The sequence below is a fragment of the Weissella fangxianensis genome (assembly GCF_024718545.1).
Lineage (GTDB): Bacteria > Bacillota > Bacilli > Lactobacillales > Lactobacillaceae > Weissella > Weissella fangxianensis.
Genome location: NZ_JAMXDB010000011.1, coordinates 1 through 19,145, shown reverse-complemented (window position 1 = coordinate 19,145; position 19,145 = coordinate 1). Strand labels below are relative to the sequence as shown.

The window sequence follows — 19,145 nt, the reverse complement described above, 5'->3', positions numbered from 1 at the left end:
AAAATGTACGAAGATATTTCTTTAATTACAGCAATTATTACACCATTTACTAATGATAATACAATCGATTATCCAGCATTAGATTCATTAACTGAACGATTGATTGCCGAAGGAACCCAAGGATTTGTTATTGGTGGTACGACTGGTGAGTCGCCAACATTAACCCATGACGAAAAAATTTCGCTATATGCTTATTTTGCAGCGAAAGTTGGTGACCGGAGTCCAGTCATTGCGAACGTAGGTGATAATAATACCGCCCATTCCGTTGCATTTGCCAAAGAAGTCAGCGAGATTTCTGGTGTTGATGCGGTGTTGGCAGTAACACCATACTATAGTAAGCCTAATCAAAAGGGAATGATTGCGCATTTCAAGGCTATTGACGATGCATCGAATGTTCCCGTTATGATTTATAATATCCCCGGTCGTACCGTGGTTGGATTGGATAATGAAAGTGTTTTGGCATTGGCCGAACACCCTAATATCAATGCGGTGAAGCAAGTAACAAGTATTGATGACTTAGCCTATCTGGTTGATCATGCACCTGACGGATTTAAAGTTTATACTGGTGAAGATTCACAAACATTAGCTGCTAAGGCAGTGGGGGCAGCCGGAACGATTTCAGTGGCTGCACACTTATATAGTAAGGAAATGACTGATTTGTTCCAAGCACTTGCCGAAGGAGATGTGGCAAAGGCTGGTGCACAACAACGTTGGTTAACGCCACGTATGTCAGCTCTGTTTAGTTACCCATCCCCAGCACCAGTAAAAGCGGTGCTTGCGCATCAAGGTGAGGTCAAAAACGTGACTCGTTTGCCAATTATGTCATTAGATAACGCAGAGACAGCAGATGTATTAGCAAAACTTGATCGGAAGGAATAATGATATGACAACCGTATTTTTAGCTGGTGGTTTCGGTAAAATGGGCCGTGCCATTCAGCAGATGATTCAAGATGCCGCTGATTTAGAATTAGTTGGTCTATTATCAAGATCATCACATGACAGTGAATTACCTGTTTTTACATCATTAGCAGATATAGACGTGACAGCAGATGTTTGGGTTGACGTTACCCAACCAGATGCAGCTTTTGCTAATGGACAATATGCGCTAACGCATGGATTTCAGCTAGTTGTTGGGACCAGTGGATTACAATCTGAACAAATTACGACCTTAAAAACATTAAGTGAGAAAGAACAGCATTCAACTTTGATTGTGCCTAATTTTTCATTGTCGGGGGTTTTATTGATGCAGTTCGCCGCGCAAGCAGCTAAGTATTTACCTGATGCAGAAATTTTGGAAATTCATAATCCTAAGAAAATTGATGCACCCTCTGGGACAGCGCGTGCGACTGCGCAAGCAATTGCTAAAGCACGCCAACAAGCACCAGTGGCAACGAATACAGCAGATCCAGCACGCGGTGATCAGATTGATGGTGTTGATGTTCATGCCATGCGGTTACCTGGATATGTCGCCGAAGAAGAAGTTGTATTTGGCGCACCAGGTGAAACTTTGCGTATCAAACAAACATCGTTTACTCGTGAGTCGTTTATGGGTGGGGTCGGATTGGCTATCCGCCAGGTTAACACCATTACAGGATTACAAATTGGGTTAGAAAAGGTATTATAGATATTAAAAAGTAGGCAAGGAGCCAAGGGGAGTTAAAAATGGTTGAATTAAGTGCAGCGTTAGAAGGACAGTGCAACAAAGTATTAGCGGCGACGGTACCTTCGCCAATTCGTGTGGTCGATGAAAAGTTTTCACAAATTGATGGTATTTTAAAATTAACACTAGGTGAGCCTGATTTTGCGGCGCCAGAACATATTAAACAAGCAATTATTCGTGATGTACAAGCGAATGATTCACATTATTCACCTTCACAAGGTATCATGCCATTGCGTGAAGCAATCTCAGATTACTTAGTTGAACGTTTTGATACACCAAGATATGATCCAGCTACTGAGATCAGTGTAACAGTGGGGGCTGCTGAAGCAATCAATGCGGCATTTCAAGCTTTGTTTAATCCTGGGGATGAATTGATTATTCCAACGCCAACTTTCCCATTATATGAGTCGGTTGCTCAAACGTCAGACATTAAAGTAGTCGGTCTAAATACAGCCCCTGATTTTATTGTGACACCTGAAAAGTTAAAGCATGTCTTAGCTGAGCATCCAAATGCCAAAGCCATTTTGCTTAACTACCCATCAAATCCAACCGGGGTCACTTATTCTGAAGACGAATTAAAAGAATTAGTCGCTATTTTGCGGGACCATCAATTATTAGTAATTGCTGATGAAATTTATGCTGAGTTGGTTTACGATGCCAAGCATACTTCAATGGCTCGTCTTTTGCCAGAGCAAACAGTATTGATCAGTGGCGTCTCAAAGTCACATGCGATGACTGGATATCGAATTGGTTATGCTGTTGGACCAGCTAAATTGATGAAGCAGGTTGGTAAAGCGCATCAATCAATGATTGCTACCGCACCAGGTCCTATGATGGCCGGTGCTTTAGAAGCCTTGCGTAATGGTCGTGAAGACCCTGTTAAGATGCGTGCTGTTTATGAAGAGCGTCGTGATTTAGTTTTGAAAGGCTTGTCAGAAGCTGGCTTTACGGCGGCTCGACCTGGTGGGGCTTTCTACATTTTTGCGAAGATTCCAGAATTTTTGAATACTAATGATATTGAATTTGTTTATGACTTGGCAGATGCTGTCAAATTGGGAGTTGCACCTGGTTCAATTTTCGGTGCTGGTGGTGAAGGTTATATTCGTATTTCTTACCCCGCATCAACTGAAGATTTGGAATCAGCTATTACCCGTTTAAAACACTATGTTGATTTAAAAAAATAAATTTATAACTAGTGAAATGGGGGAGAAAATCAGATGACGAATGAAGCAGGTTACGATGTAGCTATTTTGGGAGCTACTGGTGCCGTTGGTACCCGAATTTTAGCGCAGTTAGAACAGTCAACGATTCCAGTTAAATCACTGAAATTGCTAGCGTCTGTTCGTTCAGCTGGCCAGATCCGCCAGTTTAGAGGACAAGATATTGTTGTTGAAGAAGCAACGCCAGATTCATTTGATGGGGTTGATTTGGTATTAGCATCTGCTGGTGGTAGTTTAGCAGGTAAATTATTACCAGAAGCTGTTAAGCGTGGGGCTGTGGCAGTTGATAATTCATCACGCTGGCGTATGGATTCTAATGTACCACTTGTGGTACCAGAAGTTAATCCGGAGACCTTGGCAAATCATCAAGGAATTATTGCTAATCCTAATTGTTCAACAATTCAAATGGTTGTTGCCTTGGAGCCATTACGTAAAGCTTACGGCTTGAATCAGGTGATTGTGTCGACTTATCAAGCTGCTTCAGGTGCTGGTCAACGGGCATGGGATGAGTTATTGCATGAAGCACAACAACACTTAGATGGGGAAACTGAAACGGCTGACATTTTGCCAACTAAGGGGGATAAAAAACATTTCCCATTGGCCTTTAACTTATTGCCACAAATCGATGTTTTCCAAGATGATGGCTATTCTTTTGAAGAACAAAAGATGATGCAAGAAACTAAGAAAATCTTGTTTGGTGATCCTAAGTCAAGTGAGGTAAAAGTTACGGCAACTGCCGTACGTGTACCGGTCCCAATTGGTCATGGTGAATCAGTGTATGTTTCTGTAGCTGATGAATCAGCAACGCGAGAGGATGTCCAACATATCTTAGCTAGTGCACCAGGGGTAATCCTAGAAGATGATCCAGCTAACCAAGTATATCCACAACCAATCAAAGCGGTTGGTAAGCGTGAGACATTTGTTGGTCGTGTCCGTGCTGACAGTGAAAATCCGGGCAGCTTTAACTTATGGGTCGTGTCAGATAACTTGTTGAAAGGTGCTGCATGGAATACCGTGCAAATTGCTGAAGAACTTGTAAAGCGCGACTTGATTCATAGTCAGGCTAAATAAAATACTAAAAAGGTGTGACAAAACAGTTTCAAAACGTTTTGTCGCACCTTTTTTAGTATTTGCAATTGTTAATAAGCTTCAACCCATGGGAATTCAGGCTTTGTGGCACCATAGATGGCAAAACCATTGTTAGTCAGACTAGCCCAGTTTTGATTACCGTAATCAAAATGCCACCATTCTTCACTATAATTCGTGAACCCGACTTGGGTCATGACATGGTATAACAAGCGTCGGTTTTGACGTACAGCGTCGTATTTCGGATCAGTCTCTTCTGTTTCGTAATAGGTCGTTTTTGCTCGTTGGCTGATATCATCAAACGGACTACCCATATCTAACAAGCGACCATTCTCATCAACAATTGATAAATCGATTGATCCACCCGTGTTATGAGGGGATGGCTTCGTTGCATCAGTTGATGGCAAGGCAACAATACGAAGGGCTGCTTGCTGGATTTCTGATTCAGAATAATCAGGATGCTCCTGCTTTACAAAGCGCTTCATTTGATCAAATAAAGCTTGTTGCGTTGGAATGCTGCGCCATGTATCAAAAATCACAAATTTATACCCATAGGGTAGCTTGCGAGTTGCTGCAATGAGCTTTTCTTGAACGCCAGCACGTGTATACAAGTCAGGGTAGCTGCCTGGCAGATTTTGAATAAAGTATTGTGGACTAACGACCATCTTTTCTGGTAAATAGCTTAAAGAAACGAGTGGCTCGTTATTCTCCCGAATAGGAACCTCACGAATGGGAGACCAGTCCCAGTTTGTAACTGGTGTTTCAATTGGCGTGTCAGTGAAATCTAACATCTAATGCCTCCTTGATAATTAAAAAATTATGTCAATTTATTAGTACGTCTTAGCCCTATTTTACCATGAATTCGGTTTAATGAAACCGCTTTATGGTTGTTAAAAAACGCACAAAGAGTGTAAAATAAAAGTATTCTTTTTACAGAAGTAAATGCTTTCCTGAAAATCGGATTTTATATTATAATGATATTCAATTAAAAAATAAAAAGAAATGTGAGTGAATTAAAATGACCAAAAATGAATTTGTACAACCACTTAATCCAAAGGTCACAAGCTTAGCTGCTGATGGCCTCATCGGCTTTCAAAAAAAGTTCGCGATATTCCTGATTTGTTACGTTTAACATTCGGTGAACCTGGTTTCAACGTAGATGATGCAATTAAGAACGCCGTCATTTCATCAGTTGCCAACAATAATTCACATTATAGTGATGCCCAAGGGGAACGTGATTTACGTCAAGCAGCTGTAAAGTATTATGCATCTCGCTATGATTTACCTTTCGAGAGTGAAGACAATGTGATTGTAACCGTCGGCGCTTCTGAGGCAATCAATGTTATCTTTATGACACTGTTGAATGAAAATGAAGGATTGATTATTCCTGAACCCGCATACACACCATACACAACATCGTTGGACTTGGCACATGGTACAAAAATTACCATTAATACCCGGCCAACAGACTTTAAATTAACCCCGGAGTTGGTAGCTGATGCCGTAGAGCAATCTAATGTACCAGTAAAGGCCATTCTATTTAATTACCCATCAAACCCAACTGGAGTCACTTATACTCGTGATGAGTTAGAAGCCCTGGCCGATGTGTTTAAACGTTATCACTTATGGGTGATTTCCGATGAGATTTATGCACAATTGACGTATGACCAAGACCATGTGTCGTTAAGTAGCCTATTACCTGAGCAATCGATTTTGATGACCGGACTATCAAAGTCACATGCCATGACTGGTTATCGCATTGGGTTCATTATTGCTGATCAAGCCTTTATTGATGAAGCACAAAAGGTGCACCAAGCATTGACATTCGCATTGCCAAAATTTATTCAGGATGGTGCTAAGGTGGCCTTAACGACGGCTGCTGATGTTGCTGATGACATGCGTGATATTTACAAGCGTCGTCGTGACTGGTTAGTACCACATTTAGAAGAATTTGGGTTTGAAGTTGTTAACCCTGAGGGAGCCTTTTATATTTTTGCTAAGATTCCTGAGGATATGGGGCATGATAGCGAGGCTTTTGCCTTGGACTTAGCAGAGAATGGTCATGTTGCGATGATTCCTGGAGCAGCCTTTTCTGAATACACGCCGGAGTATGTGCGTATTTCATACGCTGCTTCAGATGAAGATTTGCAAGAAGCGGTGCGTCGTATGTCAGCTTTCTTCGCTGCCAAAAGAGCTAACGTTAACGCCTAAAAAATTTACATAGCGGTTTCAAAACATCGTTTGTCGCATCCATTTTTTGGTATATAATAAACAATGCAGCTTAGAGTGTTTAATAACTTTATGATAAATTTGGAGGAACGCGATGCAAACGCGTGTAAACAAAAGTCGACATTTAGTCTTAACAGCGCTGTTTATAGCGATTATCTTACTACAATCAATTGTGCCATGGCTCGGCACGTTACCTTTAGGTGCTTTTGCGGTCGGTGCAGCAGTAACGATTATTACTTATACGGTCGCCATTGGTGCGATGGTTCTTGGACCTAAAACGGGAGCTTTATTAGGTTTTGTTTGGGGTGCCTATTCTTTATGGCATGCATGGGCTAGTGTCCCAAGCATTGGCGCCTTGATTTTCCGTAATCCCATCACAGCATTGGTACCAAGGATTATGGTTGGATTATTGACTGGTTATTTATATCAAAAATTTGTGCAACAATATGAGTTAAAAAAGCAGGGGCCTGGCTTAGCTATCTTAGGTAGTTTGTCAGCTGTTATTAATACAACGTTGGTCTTATTAATAACATGGCTCAGTTTTACTGTGATGGATACTTCTTTTACCGGTATTCCAAACACTAATTTAGCGCAGTGGTTGATCGTTTCGATTGCTGGTTTTAATGGGATTTTTGAAATTATCGCAGGGGCCATTTTAGTACCACTGATTGGCTTACCAATCATGACCTATTTTAAAAATCGTCTGGCGTAGTATGCAGACCAAACAATTAAATCGACGTATTAACCTGGTTTATTTAATCAGGTAACGACAGCGAGTAACAACACTCATGAACGTTACCTGTTTTTTTACGGCTATTTTTTGAAATTTTATCGTAACAAAAACTTTTTATTTTTATCTGGTGTATAATAAGAAAAGAGGAGAAAGCATATGACGATAGGTAAAGATTTGGCACAAAGGAATAATATTATTCGGGCTGCTGTTATGGGAGCTAATGATGGTATTTTATCCGTATCAGGTATTGTTATCGGTGTTGCGGGGGCAACAACAAATTCTTTTGCAATTTTTATTGCTGGTTTTGCCGGTGCACTGGCCGGTACAGTTTCGATGGCGATGGGTGAATATGTTTCAGTGCATTCAGAAAATGATGCGCAAAGCAAGGCCGTGGCAACTCAGAAAGCAGCATTGACAAACCATTATGAACAAGAATTTGACTTTGTGAAAAAGCAATATATGGCACAAGGTATATCAGCAGATTTGGCGCAAACGGCCACGTCAGAATTGATGGCCCGTGATCCATTAGAAACGACGATTCGTGAACGGTATGGCTTTACGCAGCATCATGAAATATCTGCTTTAGCGGCAGCCTTAGCATCAATGATTTCATTTCCATTAGGTTCATTGTTACCGATGCTAGCAATTACATTATTACCAGTTCATTTACGTATTCCTGCAACAGCGCTTGCTGTGTTGATTGCCTTAGCAATTACTGGTTTTTCAGCTGCTCATTTATCAGGAGCAAATGAATATAAGGCAACTGGCCGTAATGTTATCGCAGGTATTTTTACAATGATTGTGACATATTTTGTCGGAACATTAATAGGAGCGTGAAATTATGCAGGACTCACAAACAACGATGTCTGAAAAATTGAACACGATTCGTGCAGGTGTATTAGGATCAAATGATGGCATTTTGACAGTTGTTGGTGTTCTTTTTTCAGTAGGTGCAGCGACAACTAATCAGTTTACAATTTTAATAGCTGGATTAGCAGATTTAATGGCGTGTGCCTTGTCAATGGCATCTGGTGAGTATGCCTCAGTTAGCTCACAAGCGGATGCAGAAAAGGTTGTGGTCGCGCTTGAGCAGGATCGAATTCAGGTTAATCCTAATAGTGTGCAACAAGATATTTATAACTTTTACCATGAACAAGGACTAAGTGAAACAACTGCAGACAAAATTGCTAATGAATTAATGCGTAAAAACCCGCTGGCAACAATTTTGAAGGTAAAATATGATGTTTCATTGGGCCATTATGTTGGTCCTTGGTCTGCAGCATTTTCTTCCTTATTCTGTGCAGCTTTGGGTGGCTTTTTACCATTAATTGCCATGTATATGGCGCCAGTTAAGTGGCAATTCTTAGCCACAATTGGCGCAACGGTCATTGCGGTTGCTTTGACAGGCTTATTAAGTGCGCGGTTGGGAAATGGTTTCCCAAAGCGTGCAATTATTAGAAATATAATTATTGGGATAATTACAATTACTATTCACTATGGTATTGGAAAGCTCTTTTGATTTTAGTACACTAAACAGAGAGAAGAGTTTAGCAATATCATGTCACTCGAGAGGCTGTACTTTTCGGTCTCTTTTTTATTGCTAAAAATATATATTCCTGGAGATAATAATGACAGATCATTACGGGCTAATTGGTTATCCGGTACAACAATCCAAATCACCAATTATGCAAAATGAAGCCTTTCGGTTGTCTAATGTTGATGCTGACTATCAGTTATTTGCTATTGAGCCAGAAAATTTAGGGGAAAAATTTCATGAATTGGTTACCAGTGGTATACGTGGTCTGAATGTCACGATGCCTTTTAAGCAAGCAATTATTCCTTATATAGATGAAATGTCTGCGTTATCGAAAAAATTAGGAGTGGTTAACACGATTACTGTGCAAGATGGCCAGGTATTTGGTGACATTACGGACGGCATTGGCTTTTGGGCAACAATTCAACAGGTACCAAAGCATGTTGTTGTTTTAGGCACTGGTGGTGCGGCACGCGCCATTATTGCCAGTGCACCTAGTGAAAGTCAGTTACATGTCTTTAATCGCATGACGCCAGAATTTGATAAGAAAGCAGCCATGTTAGCACCATTATTGGATGAACCATTACATAATATTGCCTATGTGGATCAGTTTTTATTAGAAGCAGATTTGATTATTAATGCAACAAATGTGGGGATGCAAAATAATCAATCGCTTCTTTCACCAAGACAATTTGCCATTACGCCAAACCATGCGCAAGTTGTTGATAATATTTATAAGTTGACTGATACACCATTTGTAGCAGCTGCCAAACAGGCCAATCGACAAGCAACCGATGGTCTCGCCATGTTAGTAGGGCAAGGTGCATTGAGTTTTGAAAGATGGACAGGCATCCAACCTGATCAAAACGCAATGTTGACAGCGATTTTAAGAGAAGGAAGATAATAAAATGATTGTTATCATGGCAGATGAGTCTGCAGCACAAAAAACTTTAGCGGAGGCCAAGGCTAATCATATAGAGCATGTTTATGCCTCTGAAAATCGTGTTGGTTTTGCTGGTTTAAAGGACATTGACGATGTTCCATTTATTAATGAGCAGCAAGTCGTAGATGTTATTACGGATCATCCGGGAGCAATGCAAGTTAGCCGGGCCTTTCATCCAACTGATACGGTGATTCAGACACCTCATTCAACAATTGGTGGTCAGAACTTTAGTTTAATTGCTGGACCGGATGCTATTGAATCTGCCGAACATGTTTTAGCGATGGGTCAAGCTGCCAAGGCAGCTGGCGCAACGATTTTACGTGGGGGATCTTATAAACCACGTACGAGCCCATATAGTTTTCAAGGACTTGGTGAACAAGGACTTATTTGGCATCGTGCAGCGGCAGATGCTTTAGGTATGGACATGATGACAGAAATCATGAGCCCTGCGGATGTTGATTTAGTTGGTAAATACACAGATATTTTCCAAATCGGCACACGTAACATGCAAAATTTTTCCTTACTAAAAGCTGTCGGTCGTCAAAATAAACCAGTGTTGTTAAAGCGCGGTATGAGTGCGACAGTTGATGAGTTTTTAAGTGCAGCAGAGTATATTGCATCTGAAGGGAATCGACAAATCATTTTGATGGAGCGGGGTATTCGTAGTTTTGATCAAAAATATTTACGGAATACAATGGATGTTAGTGTGATCCCGGTCTTGCAAAAGTTGACTCATTTACCTGTTTTGGCCGATCCATCACATGCTGCTGGGGTTTCTGAACATGTGACGCCAATTGGATTAGCTGCGGTTGCGGCTGGTGCGCAAGGGCTAATGCTTGAAATTCATGATCAACCAGCAAAGGCCTGGGTGGATGGCAAACAAGCATTGACGCCTGATCAGATGACGAATTTATTTGCAAAAGCAAATGCTATTCATGAACTATGAGGTGAATAATATGGTGACAGTTTCTGTTCCTGATAAAACTTATCAAGTGCAAGTTTTAGACGGTTTGCGCCATGAAATTGGTAAAAAAATTCGACAAGTATGGTCACCACGACAGATATTAGTGATTACTGATAAAAATGTGGCTGATCTGTATTTATCTGATACAGTGGTACAACTGCAATCAGCAGGTTACCACGTTGCCACGCTGGTACTGCCAGCAGGTGAACGTTCAAAGTCATTGGCAAGTCTTGAAAAAGCCATTTCTTGTTTAGCTGAACATCAATTCACTCGTGCGGATGGTGTAATTGCTTTAGGTGGTGGGGTAGTTGGTGATTTAGCAGGTTTAACAGCCGCCACATATATGCGTGGTATTGCATTCATTCAAATTGCAACATCGCTAACCGCCCAAGTTGATTCAAGTGTGGGTGGTAAAACAGCCATCAATTTAGGTCAGACAAAGAATATTATGGGAACATTTTACCAACCTGATTTGGTATTGATTGATCCAACCTATCTTAAGACGCTAGCCATTCGTGATTTAGTTGAAGGCTACGCTGAAGTGATTAAATGTAGTGCCTTAGCAGGTGGCGATTTTTGGCAATTGACTGGTACGATTCGGACGGTTAATGATATTTTGACTAGATCATCCGATCTGATTACCCAATCTGTACAATATAAAGCTGATATTGTAATGCAAGATGAACGTGAAGCAGGAATTCGCAAGTATCTTAATTTTGGGCATACGATTGGCCATGCGATAGAATTACTGGCTGAAGGTGGCCTCAGGCATGGAGAAGCAGTGGCAATTGGTATGATAGCAATCACAGAACGTTTTGTGGCTGAAAACATTAGTTCGTCTGAATTTTTACAGGCGTTAAATCGGCGCTTACAGCTAGTTGGTTTGCCGGTGGATTCTGCTTTGATTCGCCAGCCAGCGACAATTGAACAGTTGGCGCACGATAAAAAGAACCTTTCAGGTGTCTTACAGCTAGTCGCAGTTAAAGAACCTGGTCAACCAGCAATTATCAAAAAGTCATTGGCAGAGATGACAGAATTTATTGAAGGAGCATCTTAACCTATGCGATATATGACAGCAGGAGAAAGTCATGGTCCAGAAGAGGTTGCCATTATTGAAGGCATTCCGGCGGGCCTGACAATTACAACAAATGATATTAATGAACAACTGGCTCGGCGCCAACATGGTTATGGGCGTGGTCAACGTCAAGTTATTGAAACAGATACCGTAACGATTATGTCTGGTGTCCGTCACCAAGTCACTTTAGGATCACCCATTGCTTTAAATGTTCATAATGATGATCACAATCATTGGTCAAAAATTATGGACCCAAATATCCCCGCGACTGTTGAGAATAGTATGCGTAAAGTCATGCGACCAAGACCGGGTCACGCCGATTTAGTTGGTGGCATGAAATATCGTCATCAGCATGATTTGCGAAATGTCCTAGAACGTTCATCGGCTCGTGAGACAGTGATGCGTGTGGCTGTGGGCGCAGTTGCTAAAAAACTATTGGCAGCGCTCGATATTGATGTTCATGGTTTTGTGATGAATATCGGTCCCGCTAGTTCGGATTTGACACAACTAACGCAATATAAAACCTTAGCGGAATTACGTGCGGTCACTGAAAGTTTGCCAACACGTGCATTGACTGCTGCGGATGATGAAGCAATGCGTGAAGTGATTGATCAAACAAAACGCAATCGAGATACTGTTGGTGGTACGGTGCAAGTCATGGCCACTGGTGTACCAGCTGGGTTAGGATCGTATGTATCAGCAGATGAAAAATTAGATGCGAAGATTGCCCGTGCAATGGTGGGCATTAATGCCTTTAAAGGTGTTGAATTCGGTGGTGGTTTTGCGAATGCGACAAAATATGGTAGTGAACTGATGGATGAAATCTATTGGTCAGCTGAGCGTGGCTTTTATCGTGGCGCTAACCATCTGGGTGGCTTTGAAGGCGGTATGACAACTGGTGAAATGATTGTTGTCCGTGGTCTTGTTAAGCCGATTCCAACACTATACCAACCAATGCAGAGTGTTGATATCGACACTCATGAAGATCACCGTGCATCAACAGAAAGATCAGATACGACGGCAGTAACAGCAGCAGCAGTTATTGCTGAGGCTATGGTGGCAATTGAACTTGCAAAAGCCATCCTAGATAAATTTGATACTGATAGTTTGTCACGTTTACAAGAACAAGTGGCAGCTTATCGTGAAGAAATCAAACATTTTTAATTGGAAAAGAATTGTAGGTTAAATAATGGGCAAGATTAAGTTACAAACAGCGGGGAAAAAACTGCGGGGAACTTTAACGATGCCTGGTGATAAAAGTATTTCACATCGAGCAGTTATGTTGGGAAGTATTGCGTCAGGTGATACGCGGGTACAACATCTTTTGGATTCCGAAGATGTTCGTCATACAGTGACGGCAATGTCAAATTTAGGGGTGACATTTAGTACTGACAATCATGATTTAATTATTCATGGCAGGTCATTGAATGAACTCGTTGAGCCAAGTCAAATGTTAGATATGGGAAATTCAGGAACGACGGCCCGTTTATTAATGGGGTTATTAGCGAATCAACCATTTGCGGTAACATTTCGTGGTGACAAAAGTTTATCAAAACGACCATTTGCGCGGGTCATTAAACCATTGATCGCCATGGGCGTCAGTTTTGTGACAAAGAATGACCATTTACCAGTCACTAAACTTGGTACACACGAACTGGCAGGCCTCGTTTATGAATTGCCAGTGGCGTCTGCCCAAGTAAAAAGTGCCATTATCTTAGCGGCACTGCAAGCAAAAACGCCAACGACAATTATTGAGCCAATTGCGACTCGTGACCATACTGAACGAATGTTAGCAGCATTTGGCGTACATTTGGTGCGCGAGGACCATCAAATTAAAATTACACCACAGACGCATTTAACTGCGACCACTATTCGCGTCCCTGGCGATATTTCGTCAGCCGCTTTTTGGATTGTGGCTGGTGTGCTGGTTCCGAAAAGTGCGCTTACTCTCAAACAGGTTGGAATTAACCCAACTCGTACAGGTATCATGAAAATTTTGCAACGAATGGGTGCTAAATTTACATTTGATAATGAGTCAGCTGATGGAGAACCAATGGCTGATATCCAAGTGCAATCGCAATCATTACATGGCACAACGATTACAGCAGTTGACGTCCCAGCTATGATTGATGAAATGCCACTAGTTGTGCTCGCTGCGACACAAGCACAAGGCGATACAGTTATCTCGGGTGCTAGTGAATTACATGTGAAAGAAAGTGATCGGATTGCCACTGTCACTACCCAGTTAAATAAATTAGGAGCTGATATTGAGCCTAGAGAAGATGGCTTTTATATTCATGGTGGGACACCATTACAAGTTAAGCAACCAACAATCATCGATTCTTGTGGTGACCACCGCGTGGGGATGATGTTGACCATTGCGGCCTTAATAACAACAGGGGATGTATCACTTGCCAATGCAGAAGCAGTGAATATTTCGTATCCCAACTTTTTTAGTGATTTAAGTGAGGTCATAGATTAATATGAAAGTGATTTTAATTGGCTTCATGGGAGCTGGTAAAACAACAGTTGGACAATTACTGGCTGAAAAAACGACGTTGCCATTTTTTGATACAGATCAACTGATTGTCACACAGACTGGTCAGACACCTGGAGAAATTTTTGCAATTGTTGGTGAATTAGGTTTTCGACAGTTAGAACAAACTATCCTGCAAGAAAATCTGACAAAATCTGGGATTATGGCTACCGGTGGTGGCATTATTGAATTAGAGCAAAATCGACAACTGTTAAAAAGTAGTCCAGTACCAGTTATTTACTTATCTGGTTCCTTTGGTCAAACAGTCGAAAGGTTGGTAAAAGATAATACACGGCCAATCGTCCGTAATAAATCTTTATTGGAACTGGCTGAACTTTGGGAGCAACGTCTCAAAAAGTATTCAAGTATTGCAACAGAGGTTATTTATACTGATAACAAGACTGCTGACCAGGTTGCTGAAGAAGTATTGCAATATATGAGAGCTTTTAATGATGAAACGACTGAAAATAGGTAATGCGAGTGCAACTGAACAACGACCACTTGTCGCTGTACCCATGGTTGATGAGACGATGGCAGATGTGAGACAGACGGCACGGATGCTCAGCCAAACGGCTGCCGACGTCGTCGAATGGCGGGTTGATTACTTATCAGATTTCTGTGAGTTAACGGTTAGTAATATTCGTCAGGTTCATGAGATACTTAATAAACCCTTGTTATTTACTTGGCGAACTGCCAGTGAAGGGGGACAATTAAACTATCATCATGATAGCTACCAAATGGTTTATCAACGGGCGCTAAAAGCAGGCGTTGATGCCATTGATATTGAGGTTGCGCTACTAGCAGATCAACAAGCACTTTTGAAACTAGTGCCTGAAAATGTTAAAGTTATCGGTTCTAAGCATAACTTTGACGCAACCCCTAATCATTTAGTTAGTCTTTTAATGGAGATGACCAGGCTACCTATTGATGTTGTAAAGTTAGCGGTCATGCCAAAAGTAGCAATGGATGTTGACCGCGTATTGCAGGCGACTGCGATTGTTGCTGCAGACAGTGATTTACCGCTGATTACGATGTCGATGGGGGCGTTGGGAATGAAATCACGCGAGGTTGGCTATCAGTATGGGTCACAGTTAACTTTTGCAAGTGGGAAAGCAGCATCAGCACCAGGCCAAATGACACTCGCAACACTATTACATAAATGGGGAGAATCAGATGTATAATAGTCACTTTTTTTCAGATGATAGACAAGCTGTCCTCAATGAAATACCGGGTACCATGGGGTATACCTTGATTACATTTCACGCAGAGGGCGATGATATTCAGTTAAATCAGGCGAAATTACGACTTGACTGGCGCGCACCGGATATTTTTCGACAACACTTAGCACAAGAATTACAGCATAATGAACAGTTTGATCGGATTGGCTATGTGACGCGTGTTGAAATGTTGCTTGGTCAGGCTATGTTGGACTATAATGGTCGCTTTACTTTAGATACAACCGCACTAAAAAGTACTATTCAAAAGCAAACGCAAGAACCAATGCAATTAACAGCAGTTGCTGCAGATATGATTTTACCAATTGGTTTCACTGATTTGCGTCATGTTGTCCATTTAACAAAGTGGGTTCACGAAAATCATGTGGTCTATCATTTAGTGGCTGGATTACCAGCGCTAGAAAAGAAGGTTGATAATTTACGGAATTCAGCTGTGTTTAAAAATAAGGGTCCCGTATTAATTCACGAAACGGAAATTGATTCACAAGCATTGCTGTTGTTTTTACAAAATTTAATTCAAGATTATTTTGGTGTCGAAGTTGCGAAACTTCATTTGACACAGGCAGCATTCGGCCAGGCTGACCCAACAAAACAGTCGGCAGGGAACCGAGTATTGATTGCAAATTTTGAAAATTAAAAACCAGCCAAACAGTTTTTTAATCTTATTTTAATTTAACGGTTGCTTTTTCTCATACTAGCGTTATAATTAAATAAATTCTAGTAAGACATGTAAGGAGAAAACATCATGTTATTAATAAATTCACAAATTAATCAAGTTGTATTCTCAGCAACTATTTCATGGTGGTGGCCAACGAGATAGTTGGCTATTTGTTGTGGGCTAGCTATCAGTTAAGTATTAACGATAGCTAGCCGCTAGAAATTAACCTGTCAATTTTAAAAGACAACGGCTAGTTAGCACATAATGTGCTGATTGGCCGTTTTTTATTTGTTGAGTTAATTATTATTTAATGGAGAATTGCTATGAGAATAAAGAAATTATCATTCATATTGTCAGTGGGGATGACGACGGCAACTATTGCAAGTTTGTCACAGGAAAGAGTAGCTTTTGCGGATCAAGCAATCAATTGGACAGAATCGGCAGCTTTGACGACGATGAGTCCATCGCAGGCTAATGATTCTACTGGTTCGGAAATAGTCACTCAAACTGGGCAAGGGTTATATCGATATGGTAAAAATAATCAACCGCAATTAGCTGATGCCAAGTCGGTTGATATTTCAAAAGACGGTCGTGAATATGTGTTTCATTTAAAAGATGATCTAAAGTGGTCTAATCACGAAAAAGTGACGGCAAATGATTATGTCTTTGGTATGCAACAGACTGTTGATCCGAAAAATAAGTCTAATGGCGCTACCTTAGCTAATAATATTAAGAACGCGACAGCAGTAACAAACGGTGAGAAAGCAGCTGATGATCTTGGTGTTAAAGCACTTGATAGTCAGACATTGAAAATCACTTTGAATAATCCTGATCCTGCTTTTAAAAGTATTCTGACTGGCACAGCATTTTATCCGCAGCCTAAAAAATTTGTTACGAAGGTGGGTAAGGCATATGGTACATCCTCAGATAAAACATTATCGAATGGGCCATTTATACTAAAAAATTGGCATGGTTCGGATAAATCGTATCAGTTGGTAAAAAATAGTCAATATGAAGATAAGAAAAATGTTGCCACAAATAAAATTAATATCCAGACCGTGACCGATAATACGACTGGTTATAATTTATATAAAGCTGGGAAATCTGACTATACACCATTAACTGCTGATCAAGTTCGAGCGAATGAAAATAACCGCGCATACCATAGTATTAAAAATGGTCGGACTGACTTTTTGGGATTAAATATGAAAAATAAATATTTACAAAATAAAGACGTGCGAGTTGCCATCAAGCAAGCTATTAATACAAAAGGGCTGACAAATAAGGTGCTTAAGGGTATTCAACGTAGCGGGAATGCCTTTACGCCTGAGAATACAATTAAGAATCCAGATAATCAGCGTGACTTTAGTAAAGAGGCTAACAGTAAAAAATATGCCTTTAATAAAAAAGACGCTAAGAAAAGTTTAGCTGCGAGTGAGACGAAGAAAATAAAGCTAACTTTACTAGCCGATAACGATGATCAGAGTAAGATTGAAGCACAATATGTGCAAAATCAGTTACAAAAGAATTTACCTGGTGTTGAATTAACGGTTAAATTTCAACCGAAGGCTGCGCGAGTTAAAGCACAATTATCACATGATTTTGACATTGTCTTAACTTCATGGGGTGGTGAATATGCAGATCCAATGAGTTTTCTTAATATGGTTCAAAGTGATAGTGGTATCAATATTGCACAATTTAATGATAAAGAATATGATGCAGCGCTCGCACGGGCTAATGGCAATGATGTTAATAAGCCATCTAAACGGTACCAGGATTTACTACAAGCTGAACAACGAATTCATAGTGAACTGCCAGTTGTTACTTTAGGACATCAGTCGACACCATCATTGGTTCGACCAAATGTTAAAGGATTGTTAGTGAATACTTATGGCGCAACGTTTGACTTTAAAGAAGCTTACAAGAAATAAATAGGGGAATATCAGTAATGACACAAGTAAAATTTATTAATGGCGCAATTTTTATCGCAGGTGAATTTAAAACAGCAGCTTTTACGGTTGATACAGACTCAGGCTATTTTATAGATAATGATGATGATGCTCGAGTTGTTGATTTATCAGGTAAGTTTATCATTCCGGGATTAATTAATGCGCATACACATATTTCAGATTTAACAACTAGTGATAAAAAGCAACTGGCAAACATTACCAATGAGACGGAACTGGCCATTTATGCAACGAAACATTTACGTGAATTTTTATCAGATGGTGTAACGACAATCAGAGAGGTTGGCGCAGCAAATAACATTGATATTAAATTAGCGAAATTGATTAAACAACATGTGATTGCTGGTCCAAATATTATCGCTAGTGGGGCTGCACTGACGATTACCGGTGGTCATGGGGCAGGGGCTATTGGTAAGGAAGTAGATGGTGCTGATGAGGTCCGCAAAGCAACGCGTCAATTGATTAAAGAGGGTGCTAAAAACATCAAGTTGATGGCAACTGGTGGTGTTACGAGTAATGATCAAGAAGTACCTGGTAATGTCCAATTCAGTGTTACTGAGTTAGCAACAGCTGTCGAAGAAGCGCATAATTATGGCATACCAGTAGCTGCTCATGCGCAAGGTAATCAAGGAATAAAAAATGCAATCAAGGCAGGTGTAGATTCAATCGAGCATGCGATTTATTTGGATGATGAGGCGATTGATATGTTACTACAAACCGGTACGCCAATTGTGCCAACGCTTTCTGCGCCAGATGCTATCCATGATCATAAAAAAGACATCATTGCATGGATGTATGACAAAAATGAGGATGTCTTGCTAGCTCATCGTCAGAGTATCGCAAAGGCCATTGAGGCAGGGGTTGAAATCGTTATGGGTACTGATGCGGGGACACCATTCAATAACTTTAGTGATGGTTCAACGAAGGAGCTTGAAAAAATGACAGCGCTCGGCTTAACGCCCCAAGATGCTATTCTGGCAGCAACTCGCAATGCCGCGAAAGTGTTAAGAATTGATGACCATGTTGGGGAAATAGCGCCTGATTTTATGGCTGATTTTATTGTTTTGAATGAAGATCCATTAGCAAATATAAAGGCTCTACAAGGTCCGAAGTCCGTTTATAAGTCTGGAAAATTAATTAATTAATAACATGAAAAAGGTTGGAACAAAAAAATGTTCTGAACTGAACCCCGTAAGTTGGAGTAATTTCCAAAACTTACGGGGTTTTACTATGTTTTCAAAAGAAGTACAAATTGAAGCAGTCACGATGTACCTACAAGGTATTCCGCCTTATAAAATACGGAAA

Annotated in this window: 18 protein-coding genes and 1 pseudogene; 18 read left to right on the top strand and 1 reads right to left on the bottom strand. The window is 40.6% G+C overall.

Annotated elements, in window-relative coordinates; all coding sequences use genetic code 11:
- Nucleotides 1-3 precede the first annotated feature (3 nt).
- From dapA to NGR58_RS04750, 4 genes are read left to right on the top strand one after another with little or no spacing between them, the layout of a single operon-like run.
- On the top strand, nucleotides 4-879 hold the full coding sequence (gene dapA, locus NGR58_RS04765; protein ID WP_258088491.1) for a 4-hydroxy-tetrahydrodipicolinate synthase: 876 nt from the start codon (nucleotides 4-6) through the stop codon (nucleotides 877-879).
- 4 nt (nucleotides 880-883) lie between these two features.
- Complete coding sequence (gene dapB / locus NGR58_RS04760) at nucleotides 884-1,624, top strand: 4-hydroxy-tetrahydrodipicolinate reductase (protein WP_258088490.1); 741 nt, start codon at nucleotides 884-886, stop codon at nucleotides 1,622-1,624.
- Nucleotides 1,625-1,662: 38 nt separating this feature from the next.
- Complete coding sequence (locus NGR58_RS04755; protein ID WP_258088489.1) at nucleotides 1,663-2,844, top strand: aminotransferase class I/II-fold pyridoxal phosphate-dependent enzyme; 1,182 nt, start codon at nucleotides 1,663-1,665, stop codon at nucleotides 2,842-2,844.
- A gap of 33 nt (nucleotides 2,845-2,877) precedes the next feature.
- Nucleotides 2,878-3,951 carry an aspartate-semialdehyde dehydrogenase gene (locus NGR58_RS04750; RefSeq protein WP_258088488.1) on the top strand — a complete coding sequence of 358 codons (1,074 nt, stop codon included), beginning with the start codon at nucleotides 2,878-2,880 and terminating at the stop codon, nucleotides 3,949-3,951.
- A 68-nt stretch (nucleotides 3,952-4,019) separates the two neighbouring features.
- Here the strand turns inward: NGR58_RS04750 and NGR58_RS04745 are convergent, their stop codons facing one another.
- Nucleotides 4,020-4,757 (bottom strand): M15 family metallopeptidase, encoded by a 738-nt coding sequence (locus tag NGR58_RS04745; RefSeq protein WP_258088487.1) that lies wholly within the window; start codon nucleotides 4,755-4,757, stop codon nucleotides 4,020-4,022.
- A gap of 227 nt (nucleotides 4,758-4,984) precedes the next feature.
- Between NGR58_RS04745 and NGR58_RS04740 the strand changes: the two are divergent.
- The 14 genes and pseudogenes from NGR58_RS04740 to NGR58_RS04675 all read left to right on the top strand — a co-directional run bounded on the left by NGR58_RS04740 (nucleotide 4,985) and on the right by NGR58_RS04675 (nucleotide 18,985).
- Nucleotides 4,985-6,177: pseudogene (locus NGR58_RS04740) on the top strand (aminotransferase class I/II-fold pyridoxal phosphate-dependent enzyme).
- A gap of 112 nt (nucleotides 6,178-6,289) precedes the next feature.
- Nucleotides 6,290-6,907, top strand: a complete 618-nt coding sequence (locus NGR58_RS04735; RefSeq protein ID WP_258088486.1) for an ECF transporter S component — start codon at nucleotides 6,290-6,292, stop codon at nucleotides 6,905-6,907.
- Between the two features lie 177 nt (nucleotides 6,908-7,084).
- Entirely contained in the window at nucleotides 7,085-7,765 is a 681-nt protein-coding gene (locus NGR58_RS04730) for a VIT1/CCC1 transporter family protein (RefSeq protein ID WP_258088485.1), read from the top strand.
- Between the two features lie 4 nt (nucleotides 7,766-7,769).
- Nucleotides 7,770-8,447: a VIT1/CCC1 transporter family protein gene (locus NGR58_RS04725; RefSeq protein ID WP_258088484.1), complete on the top strand. Its 678-nt coding sequence runs from the start codon at nucleotides 7,770-7,772 to the stop codon at nucleotides 8,445-8,447.
- A 109-nt stretch (nucleotides 8,448-8,556) separates the two neighbouring features.
- On the top strand, nucleotides 8,557-9,366 hold the full coding sequence (aroE, locus tag NGR58_RS04720; RefSeq protein WP_258088483.1) for a shikimate dehydrogenase: 810 nt from the start codon (nucleotides 8,557-8,559) through the stop codon (nucleotides 9,364-9,366).
- 4 nt (nucleotides 9,367-9,370) lie between these two features.
- Nucleotides 9,371-10,351 carry a 3-deoxy-7-phosphoheptulonate synthase gene (gene aroF / locus NGR58_RS04715; RefSeq protein ID WP_258088482.1) on the top strand — a complete coding sequence of 327 codons (981 nt, stop codon included), beginning with the start codon at nucleotides 9,371-9,373 and terminating at the stop codon, nucleotides 10,349-10,351.
- A gap of 10 nt (nucleotides 10,352-10,361) precedes the next feature.
- Nucleotides 10,362-11,426 carry a 3-dehydroquinate synthase gene (aroB, locus tag NGR58_RS04710; protein ID WP_115470870.1) on the top strand — a complete coding sequence of 355 codons (1,065 nt, stop codon included), beginning with the start codon at nucleotides 10,362-10,364 and terminating at the stop codon, nucleotides 11,424-11,426.
- A 3-nt stretch (nucleotides 11,427-11,429) separates the two neighbouring features.
- On the top strand, nucleotides 11,430-12,608 hold the full coding sequence (aroC, locus tag NGR58_RS04705; protein WP_258088481.1) for a chorismate synthase: 1,179 nt from the start codon (nucleotides 11,430-11,432) through the stop codon (nucleotides 12,606-12,608).
- A gap of 25 nt (nucleotides 12,609-12,633) precedes the next feature.
- Nucleotides 12,634-13,926, top strand: a complete 1,293-nt coding sequence (aroA, locus tag NGR58_RS04700; RefSeq protein WP_258088480.1) for a 3-phosphoshikimate 1-carboxyvinyltransferase — start codon at nucleotides 12,634-12,636, stop codon at nucleotides 13,924-13,926.
- Nucleotide 13,927: 1 nt separating this feature from the next.
- Nucleotides 13,928-14,455, top strand: coding sequence for a shikimate kinase (locus tag NGR58_RS04695; RefSeq protein ID WP_115470867.1), 528 nt, complete (start codon nucleotides 13,928-13,930; stop codon nucleotides 14,453-14,455).
- On the top strand, nucleotides 14,430-15,161 hold the full coding sequence (gene aroD / locus NGR58_RS04690; protein WP_115470866.1) for a type I 3-dehydroquinate dehydratase: 732 nt from the start codon (nucleotides 14,430-14,432) through the stop codon (nucleotides 15,159-15,161). The genes NGR58_RS04695 and aroD overlap by 26 nt, the downstream gene beginning before the upstream one ends.
- Entirely contained in the window at nucleotides 15,154-15,852 is a 699-nt protein-coding gene (locus NGR58_RS04685) for a hypothetical protein (RefSeq protein WP_115470865.1), read from the top strand. Before aroD ends, NGR58_RS04685 begins: the two co-directional genes overlap by 8 nt.
- A gap of 344 nt (nucleotides 15,853-16,196) precedes the next feature.
- Nucleotides 16,197-17,804: a peptide ABC transporter substrate-binding protein gene (locus tag NGR58_RS04680; protein WP_258088479.1), complete on the top strand. Its 1,608-nt coding sequence runs from the start codon at nucleotides 16,197-16,199 to the stop codon at nucleotides 17,802-17,804.
- A 17-nt stretch (nucleotides 17,805-17,821) separates the two neighbouring features.
- Nucleotides 17,822-18,985, top strand: a complete 1,164-nt coding sequence (locus tag NGR58_RS04675; RefSeq protein WP_115470863.1) for a metal-dependent hydrolase family protein — start codon at nucleotides 17,822-17,824, stop codon at nucleotides 18,983-18,985.
- Nucleotides 18,986-19,145: the final 160 nt, after the last annotated feature.